The sequence below is a fragment of the Salipiger sp. HF18 genome (assembly GCF_011806505.1).
Lineage (GTDB): Bacteria > Pseudomonadota > Alphaproteobacteria > Rhodobacterales > Rhodobacteraceae > Salipiger > Salipiger thiooxidans.
The window spans coordinates 1-8,360 of sequence record NZ_JAATOS010000155.1 but is presented as its reverse complement, the minus strand read 5'-3'; the positions used below and the strand labels follow the sequence as shown (position 1 = coordinate 8,360).

The window sequence follows — 8,360 nt, the reverse complement described above, 5'->3', positions numbered from 1 at the left end:
GACACGCCGCTGGTCACCCGGGCGCACGGGCTCCGAGAGCCGCGGCGCGCTCGGTCCGAAGCCCGGCAGGCGAAAGTTCTCGCGCATGTCGCCAAGCACCAGCAAGCCGCCGATGCCGATCTGGAAGGCAAGGATCCCGGTCAGCACCCGCCCGATGGACAGGCCCCACATCAGCCGGACTTGCCCTTGAGCTGCGCCACCTCGGCCCCGCCGGCCTCGGTCACCGGCGCGGGTGCCGGCGGGCCCGCTTTCTCGGCGGGCTCGGGGGCCGGCTCCGGCGGGCGGCTATGCACCTCGGGCATGCGCTCGAGATCGGTCTCCACCTCGCGCAGCGCCGACAGTGCCGAGCGCAGCTCGGCCAGCGTCATGCTGTCCTCGACCGGCGAGCCGTCTCGCCCTTCGCGGATCGCCGACTGGGTCACGGCAAGGATCAGCACCAGCACGGCCGGCAGAAGGTCGATGGCGATCGCCCCGGCCCAGGAGGGCACGAAGTTGCGGGCGTAGAGGATGACCGCGTCGGCGGAGGAGACCGGCGTGTAGGTCACCTCGGTGGCGGGCGTCATCGCCATCACCTCGCGTGCCGCCTGTTCCAGCGTCGCCGCACGGCTGGCCAGCGCCTCGAGCACCGAGTCGATGGTGGCGGTCTGGCTGCCGCGGATCGCCTCGGTGCTGCCGTCGAGCTCGGGCAGCACGACCGAGGCCGACAGATCCTGCGCCGCGCGCTGGACCAGGGGCGCCACCGAGAGCTGGCGCAGTTCCGCGATCAGCCCCTGCAACTGGACCGCCGCCTCGGAGAACTCAACCGAGCGCGCCTCGACCGGCCCCGGCTCGACGGTCAGCGCCCGCATCCGCGACAGGATGGTGTTGCCCTGCACGAAGGCATCCTCCACCAGCGGCGTCTGGCGCCCGATCTGTTCCTCGAGCGCCTGCAGCTCGGCCGCCTTCTGACGCAGCACCCGGAACACCGCGCCCTGCCCCGCGAGGCCCGACAGCGTGCCCTGCGCCTCCTGTTCGGAGAGATCCTCGAAGCTCTGCCGCACCCGCGCCACGTCACGCTCCAGCGACTGCGCCGAGAGCGCGATCTCGTGGGTGCGTTCAAGCGAGGCCTGGTAATCCTGCACGGTCTTGGCGAGGTGCTGCTCGACCGCCGCCGAGCCCGCCAGTGCCGCCGCGTTCAGCCACGAGGACATGGCGACGATGGCAAGCGAGCCCAGCGCCATGGCGCCCATCAGGCCCATCCGCGCCCGCGCCGTGCGCACCGCCGGAAACAGCCGCATCAGGTAAGACCAGAACACGAAGATGCCCACCGACACCGCCACCGAATAGGCGATGGCGGCGAAGACCGTCATGCTGCCGTTGTCGTCGAGCAGCGACGACACGCCGAGATAGGTGTAGATCCCCGAGGCCACCGCCAGCACGCCCAGCGCCGTGCCCGAAAAGCTCTCGAGCCAGCTCAGGTGATCCTGCAATTCGCGTGCATGGCGCACGCCGCGTGCCTGCCGGCGGGACATGGCGCTGTCTTCCGTCATCCTCGGGACTCCCTTGACCGCATTCCTCTCCAGTTAGGGAGCGCGCCCGCTCAAGGAAGGGTGACCGGCAGAAAGCTTGCATATGTTCACGGATTGTTCATAAAATGTCCCTATGGAACCCTCCGTCCTCGCCCCTGCCGCCCAGCTCATGCCCGGCCAGTTGCTGGCCCGCGGCGTCTGTCGCCACCTCGCCGCCGGCCACGGTTTCGCGGTGATCGAGGAGTTCATCCCCGAGCGCGGCAAGCGCGTCGACGTGATGGCGCTGGGGCCCAAGGGTGAAATCTGGGTGATCGAGTGCAAGAGCAGCCGCGCGGATTTCATGTCCGACGGCAAGTGGCAGGGCTATCTCGACTGGTGCGACCGCTATTTCTGGGCGGTGGATTCGCAGTTCCCCACCGATCTGCTGCCCGAGGGCACCGGCCTCATCCTGGCCGATGCCTATGACGCCGAGATCCTGCGCATGGGGCCCGAGACCCGGCTTTCCGGCGCCCGGCGCAACGCGCTGATCCGGCGCTTCGCCATCCACGCGGCGCGGCGGCTGCACACGCTGCGCGATCCCGGCGCGATGCTCGACGGGCGGATCTGACCGCCCGCGCCGTGCCTCACCGGCGGGCCTTCATCCGGCGGGCGGCGGCGGCGGCGGCGCGGATCTCTTCCGCGATCTCCTCGGCCTCCTCCGGCTCGAAATCCATCGGCACCTCGAGCTCGCCCGCGCTGATGAACAGGCGCACCATGCCGTGATCGGTCGGCCCGATCTGGAGATTCGCTTCGACGTCGCGTTCGGTATTGATGCCCATGGTCTCGCCCTTTGCCCTATCGATGCCCGGGCGGGTGCCGCTCCGGGTCCTGCCCGCTGCCCCGCCAAAGCGCTGCAACACCGGGGGATCCCGGCGGCAGCGGCATCAAAGCGACCTAGCCCCACGGGTCTTGATTTGCAAGCCGCGAGGTGGAAGCGTCGCGCCATGACCGGAATCGCCCTCACGCCCTACACCCCCGCCGACCGGCCCTGGCTGGTGGAGGCCCACGGGCGCCTCTACGCCGAGGCCGAGGGCTTCGACCAGAGCTTCCCGAGGCTTGTCGACGAGATCCTGCAGGGGTTCGAGGCCGCGCATGATCCCACCTGCGAACACGGCTGGATCGCCCGCGGCGCCGGGCAGCCACTCGGCAGTATCTTTTGCGTGCGGCAGGAAGATGAGACCGCGAAGCTCCGGCTGTTCCTGTTGCTGCCCGAGGCGCGCGGCAAGGGGCTCGGCCAGCGGCTGCTCGACCGGTGCATCGGGTTCGCGCGCGGGGCGGGCTACCGGCGGATGACACTCTGGACCCACGAGAGCCACCGCGCCGCCTGCGCGCTCTACGCCCGCAACGGCTTTTCCTGCCTGCGCTCCACGCCGGTGCAAAACTTCGGCGTCGCCCTTGTCGAGCAGCAGTGGGAACGCCCGCTCTGAGGGCCGGATTTTGGCTTGCAATCCCGGCAGGGCGGCGCTATCTCCCCCCAACGTGCCGCCTTAGCTCAGTAGGTTAGAGCGCTTGATTGTGGATCAAGAGGTCTCCCGTTCGAACCGGGAAGGCGGTACCATTAAAACAGGCACTTAGCCGAAAAATCCAAACATAATGAAACCTTGAAACCCGCAGGGGTAACGCTCGGGTAACGATTAAAGGGGTCTATTCGGCCCATTCGCTCTGTGCGACATGCAGCCACACCGAGACGCCAAATGTCCGAATCGGTGTGTCTCTCACCTCCTCAAGCCCTCGATGCTCGACACATAGATGTAGCACCGCGATAAAGAATCGTGGGGCAACAAATCGGGTACGACATGAGCGACAAACAGAGCGCGAAACTTCCGGCATATGTCAACGTGGGGCTCATGCTCAGCGCCACAGTTAGTTGGCTCCTGACCTGCCTGTTGCTCCTGACTGACGACACCGCAAGCGCTACGGTGGCTCTGGCCATGACCTTTGGCCTACTACTGTTCAGGGTACTCCCGCACCTGGAGACCTTTGAGATCGGCATTCTGAAGGCCAAGCTAAGAGAACGTGTCGAGACCGCAGATAGACTTATTGAAGAGATGCGCGCCATGCTCGGCCCGATGGCACGTCTCTCGTTGGATCAGGCATTCAGCTCGGGTCGCTGGGGAGGCCTTCGCCCAGAGGATCAACTGGGCGCCCTGAAAGAGGTCATCGCGCAAATGAAGCGGCTCGATTCAGATCCTGTTGAGCTTAGGGCCGCGATCCTTTCTGCGCAGGGGTGGATCACCCGTGATATGGGGCAACTCTTTATCAGCGTCCTGGCCAGAGCAGCCGCCCCGTACGTTGATATGGGCTACAAAGAGCAATTTAGCCTTGACGGTACCGGCCCAGAGATTGCCTCTCTTAAGCATTCGCCAGAAAACTTCCCGCTCGTTACCCAAAGGATTTTAGATCGCTATCCCTTCTCGACGGCTGACAAAGAGCGCCTCGCGCGTTTGCGAGCAAACTTTGTGGCAGCCTTCAACAAGCTTGCTCAAGATGACCCAGGCGTTTGATTGCGCCTTTGAACTCAATGACGCTAACGCCTACTTCGCGAAGATCTTCCCGGAGGGGCCAGAGGGACCTTGAACGCCTATTTCGCCAGCCGTACCGCGAGCAGATCCATCAGCCGCTCAAAGCGCGGAGCGTCATCGTCCAGAACTAGCCGGTCCATCGCGAGCAGCCACCGCGCCCGCTCGTCAATGGGGACGCATCGCAGCAGGTGCGCGAGCGTGTCGTCATCTGGGAAGACAAGGCCGCTCCCCGGATCGGCTGGTTCCTGCGCCAGATCCACGAGATAGCCCGCGACGTCCTCGCGTCCGAGCTCGACAAGAGGAAACGCCAGACTGAGGAGGCGTTGCCCGGCCGGGTCCATGTCCTCAATGAAGAACTGAAATTCGGCGGCGAGGCGGTAGTTTTCGGACACTGGTATCCCTTTCGATAACGCGCCCCGACGATACAGGATAAAATCCTTCTATCATAATCGCTTATAGCGACATTGGAGAGGGTGCCCGGCGCGCCTATCCAGGCCGCCGGGCGTGGGGCTTCCTGCCCTTGCGACTGGCTCCAGCGCGAGCTGTGCCAGACTGCGCCGCGTCACCCCTTTCAAGTGTGACCGCGCCATGTCGGGGTTTTCCCACTCGCCGACTAACGGGGATGCTTCGACACCCTCGGTCGGGCGCATCCTGCCCTATCTCGTCATTCTTGCCAGTCGACCAGCTTCAGCGCCTGCGCCGGGTCTACGCCCGCCTCTTTCGCCGCGGCCAGCGCCCCCACGATGGTGGAGAGCGCCCGAGCCCGCCCGCCTGCGTCGAAGGCCTGCAAGGGGCGCATCGTGTCGAGCGCGACCTCGGCCCCGAGCTTTGTGCTCGCCTCTTCGGCGATCAGCGCCGCGAGAGGCTGGAGCGCCCATTGAGCGAGGTGGCGTTGTGCCTCCCGGACCATGGGCCTCGTCACGGATGGGGACAGCATCCCTGGCAGGACACCGAAGGCCGCGAGAATGCCATTGCGCGCCGCGTCGAGCGATTCCTTGGTCATGGCCCCGCTGAGATCCGGTGTAAGGTTGCGCGGTGCCCAGTCCTGCACCGGGGCGGGTCCGCCCGCCGCCGTCACGTTGACGCTTTCCCGCAACAACACCCGGCCCCGACTTCCCCGGAACCGCCGTGCCAGAGTCTCGAGATCCGTCTCGGGCGACTCGGGGAACGGGACCACTTGCGAGCCTAGAGGCGCATTGTCGTAGACCTCGCCAAGAGCCAGCTCCAGCGCGTTCAGCATCCCCGCTGTGAGACGCGCCCGCGAGAGAGGCGCAGAGCCCGCCCACGGGGTCGAGACGTCCACTGAGGCCCGGAAGTGCAGCACCTCAGCCGCAAGCGCTGTCCGGGTCGCTCCGCCGCCTGCGTCGGGGATGCTCAGGCGATAAGCCCGAGGCTCGCCGTTGCGGGTCGAGACTTCCCAGTCGGAAGCCGGGATCAGGCCCATGTCGTCGATGAGCCACACAGCCTCCCCACGGAGCGCCAGAGAGCGCGCTGTGCGGGCAAGTCGCGAGGGCGTCAACAGATCGGTGCCGGTGACGTCCGCGAGGCTCAGACCGCCCTCCCAGAGGCTCACGCAGGTCTGTGCGGTCGCGGTCAGTTCGGCGAGCCCAGAAGCACCCGAGATGTAGGCCTCGCGCGCCGCCATGATCGCCGCCGTGTAGCCGGTGCCGCTGGACCGGGTTTCGGTGTCCGGCACCTTCCGCCGGAATAGATCCATGATCCCCATCTCACGCCCTCCGATACGCGCGCAACAAGTCCGCTGCGCCGCTGTTCTGCAATGCACGGGCAAGCCACGTTGGCGCCCGCTCGGTCTCTTCCCAGAGGTCGCCGAGCTTCATCGCGTAGGAGCTCGCGCCGGGACGGTCCGCGGTCTCGGCCATGTACTCGGCCAGCCGCTTGTAGGCCTCTTCGACCACGTCAGGCACCGAACCGCCGCCCACGCTCGCGGAGATGCGATAGGTCGAGTTCTCCAGCTCCAAGCCGCCGAGTGGGGTCGGGTTTAGTGTCACCTCGGCCCATGAGTAGACCTCCCAGACTTCCACGGTCGAGACGGTCGCGGGCGTTAAGGGGGCGACCCACTCGCCCGGACCTTCCGCAATCCAGACGACGTCACGAGCCGCGAAGCGATGCGCGATGTAGGCTTCTATCCTCGGCCAGATCACATACTTGTCGAGCGCCGCCGCCTCAGTCGAGAGACCGTAAACGGTCGGATAGTTCGCAGCTGCCTCGGTCTGTTTGAGAGTTGTCGCCATGGTCAGGCCCTCCAACGTTGCGCAGGATGCACCCGCCGGGGAAACGCCACGCCACCGCCGGTCACGTCCCAGTTCCGCTCTTCGACTTGAGCGTCGGGATAGGCCGCCGCGGTGACCACCGAGATCTCGAAGAGCAGCGCTTCGAAGATCGTGCGGACCAATGCCATGCCCTCGCGAGGATCTTCCTCGGTCACCTTTTCAGCATTGGGCGCCACCCGCTTCGGCGGAATGCGAAACCCGGGCGAGATCCCGCGGATCAGTCCAGCGCTATAGCCTGCGAAGAAATCGCGAACCCAAGAGGCCTCTTGCAGCTCGGGCGTGATCTCGGCCCGGAAGGTGAGCGCGTCGTCGCCGTCCTTGAGTTCGAGCGTGCCCGAGGCCCGGGACGCGAGCGGCTTGTCGAAACGATGCCCGGACAGCAGCCGGATATCGACGTCCTTGTCTTCGACGTTGTGGGCGAAAGCCCGAGGCGCGAAGACCTCTTTGCGCGGCCGGCCGGTGCGGCCCCCATCGCTGAAGGTCGCACGCGAGTTGTACGGAAAACTGCCCTGGAGGGAGCGCGAACCGCCGCGAGATGCGCGCTCCTCCAGGGTAATGGTCCCGTCTGAAAACCCGGTCAGCATCAGGTATAGATCTCCGACAGGATCTCAAGCTGTGCCGGGCGGGCCACGGTGACGTCGAGCGTTGCCAGCGCCGTGAGGCGAAGACCGCCCGAGGTCGCATCGCTGTACGGGTCTCGGATCAGATCCACCGCGCCCCACTTGCCCACAAAGATCGGGGCCACGCCGCCCGCCGAGGTCGTCAGCAGCGCCGAGACGGACTCGGGCGAGCCCGCGGGATCCGCGAGCCCGTTCGTGGTCATGGCGATGTTCGGCAGGCTCTTCGTCAACCTATCGAACTCGGTCACCGCCGCGCCAGACTCGAACACCGCGTCGTCCATCGCGTCCCACGTTTCGGGGCGGATCATGAGGCGCACCGCCGAAGGCGAGCCCGCAGCGTTCGCGGTCATGAAGCGGACCACCGCCGCCCGGAACGCCCCCCAGGTCGGAGCGGCTCCGATCGTGGTGTCGGTGATGCCGTAGGTCGCGGCCCCGGCGATGACGCCCAGAGGCTCGCCATCCGCCCCGGTGCCGAGGAACACGACGCGGTCCATCTCCACGGCCATCGCCGAGTTGATGTCGCGGCGCACCGCCTGTTCCAGAGCCGCGCCGGATTGCTTCATGCTCTTCCGGCTGAGCTTCATTTGAACGCCAAGGGTCTGGTCAGGGGCCAGCGCCTTGTCGGAGGTCTGGAAGGCCTGAGCGGCACCGACTGCCCCCGTCTCCGAGGTCTGCCAGCCCACCGAGGCCCCTTGGGTCACCACCGGCCATTCGATTTCGCCGTGGTCGATGGAGATCATTTGAGCGCCCATCTGCGCTGCCACCGAGTTCGGGAAAAGCCGGTCGATGATGGGGCGGGTCTGGATCGGGTCGGGCGTCCCGCTGGCGATGGTTTCACCGGCTCGGACTTCGAGCGCTTCCCAAGGCACGGGCACGCCACGGTAACCGCCCCGCTCGCGCAGCTCGGAGACAATCTCCGCCGTCTGCCCGGAGAGCTGGCGCCCTTCGTCCAGTGCGAGCGCGACTTGTCGCATCTCAAAGCGATCCATCATCTCGGACCACTCGCGATCCGATCGGGTCTCCAGCTCGGCCCCGGCCTCCCGACGTTCGGTATCCTCGGCCACCAGGGCGGCGCGGAACCGGGTTTCATTGGTTCGGTATTCGGAGTCGAGGGTGTCCATCTGGCGCACCTCGTCCTCGCTCGGAGTTTCTTTGCCCGCCAGCCCCGCGAGGGTTTGACGGATTTCCGACTGACGCCGGGAGATTTTCACAGAGTCCAACATGCTCATACCTCGTGCTTTGTTGGGTTGGGGTTGCGCTGCATATCGCGCAGCAGGTCGCGCCATTTCTGGCGTTCGGGGGAGAGCTCGGGGTGCCCAGCCTCCAGTCGTGTTTTCTGACCGTGGCAGGTCCCGCAGAGCGTCTGCAGGTTGCCCATCT

10 protein-coding genes and 1 tRNA gene are annotated in these 8,360 nt (G+C 66.3%); 4 read left to right on the top strand and 7 right to left on the bottom strand.

All coding sequences use genetic code 11. The features are described 5' to 3' along the window. Positions 1–170 precede the first annotated feature (170 nt). Positions 171–1,529 carry a hypothetical protein gene (locus HC022_RS13880; protein ID WP_089962807.1) on the bottom strand — a complete coding sequence of 453 codons (1,359 nt, stop codon included), beginning with the start codon at positions 1,527–1,529 and terminating at the stop codon, positions 171–173. Positions 1,530–1,641: 112 nt separating this feature from the next. On the opposite strand from HC022_RS13880, the gene HC022_RS13875 reads away from it, so the two are divergent. Beyond that, on the top strand, positions 1,642–2,115 hold the full coding sequence (locus HC022_RS13875) for an MmcB family DNA repair protein (RefSeq protein ID WP_008883479.1): 474 nt from the start codon (positions 1,642–1,644) through the stop codon (positions 2,113–2,115). A 16-nt stretch (positions 2,116–2,131) separates the two neighbouring features. Here HC022_RS13875 and HC022_RS13870 read toward each other — a convergent pair whose 3' ends face one another. Next, the gene (locus tag HC022_RS13870; protein ID WP_008883369.1) at positions 2,132–2,326 is read right to left on the bottom strand and encodes a DUF6324 family protein; all 195 of its coding nucleotides are present in this window, start codon (positions 2,324–2,326) and stop codon (positions 2,132–2,134) included. A gap of 165 nt (positions 2,327–2,491) precedes the next feature. On the opposite strand from HC022_RS13870, the gene HC022_RS13865 reads away from it, so the two are divergent. The 3 genes from HC022_RS13865 to HC022_RS13855 all read left to right on the top strand — a co-directional run bounded on the left by HC022_RS13865 (position 2,492) and on the right by HC022_RS13855 (position 4,051). Further along, entirely contained in the window at positions 2,492–2,974 is a 483-nt protein-coding gene (locus HC022_RS13865) for a GNAT family N-acetyltransferase (protein ID WP_167452838.1), read from the top strand. A 54-nt stretch (positions 2,975–3,028) separates the two neighbouring features. Continuing rightward, a tRNA-His gene (locus HC022_RS13860) sits at positions 3,029–3,105 on the top strand. A gap of 238 nt (positions 3,106–3,343) precedes the next feature. Then, positions 3,344–4,051, top strand: a complete 708-nt coding sequence (locus tag HC022_RS13855) for a hypothetical protein (protein WP_167452837.1) — start codon at positions 3,344–3,346, stop codon at positions 4,049–4,051. A 77-nt stretch (positions 4,052–4,128) separates the two neighbouring features. On the opposite strand, the gene HC022_RS13850 is transcribed toward HC022_RS13855, so the two are convergent. From HC022_RS13850 to HC022_RS13830, 5 genes are all read right to left on the bottom strand, one after another. Then, positions 4,129–4,461 carry a hypothetical protein gene (locus HC022_RS13850; RefSeq protein WP_167452836.1) on the bottom strand — a complete coding sequence of 111 codons (333 nt, stop codon included), beginning with the start codon at positions 4,459–4,461 and terminating at the stop codon, positions 4,129–4,131. Between the two features lie 272 nt (positions 4,462–4,733). Next, a complete protein-coding gene (locus HC022_RS13845) occupies positions 4,734–5,786 on the bottom strand; it encodes a phage portal protein (protein ID WP_368484668.1) in 1,053 nt (350 codons plus the stop codon). A 10-nt stretch (positions 5,787–5,796) separates the two neighbouring features. Continuing rightward, complete coding sequence (locus HC022_RS13840) at positions 5,797–6,321, bottom strand: hypothetical protein (protein WP_167452834.1); 525 nt, start codon at positions 6,319–6,321, stop codon at positions 5,797–5,799. Positions 6,322–6,323: 2 nt separating this feature from the next. Next, on the bottom strand, positions 6,324–6,944 hold the full coding sequence (locus HC022_RS13835) for an HK97 family phage prohead protease (protein ID WP_167452833.1): 621 nt from the start codon (positions 6,942–6,944) through the stop codon (positions 6,324–6,326). Next, the gene (locus HC022_RS13830) at positions 6,944–8,203 is read right to left on the bottom strand and encodes a phage major capsid protein (protein ID WP_167452839.1); all 1,260 of its coding nucleotides are present in this window, start codon (positions 8,201–8,203) and stop codon (positions 6,944–6,946) included. Before HC022_RS13830 ends, HC022_RS13835 begins: the two co-directional genes overlap by 1 nt. Positions 8,204–8,360 lie beyond the last annotated feature (157 nt).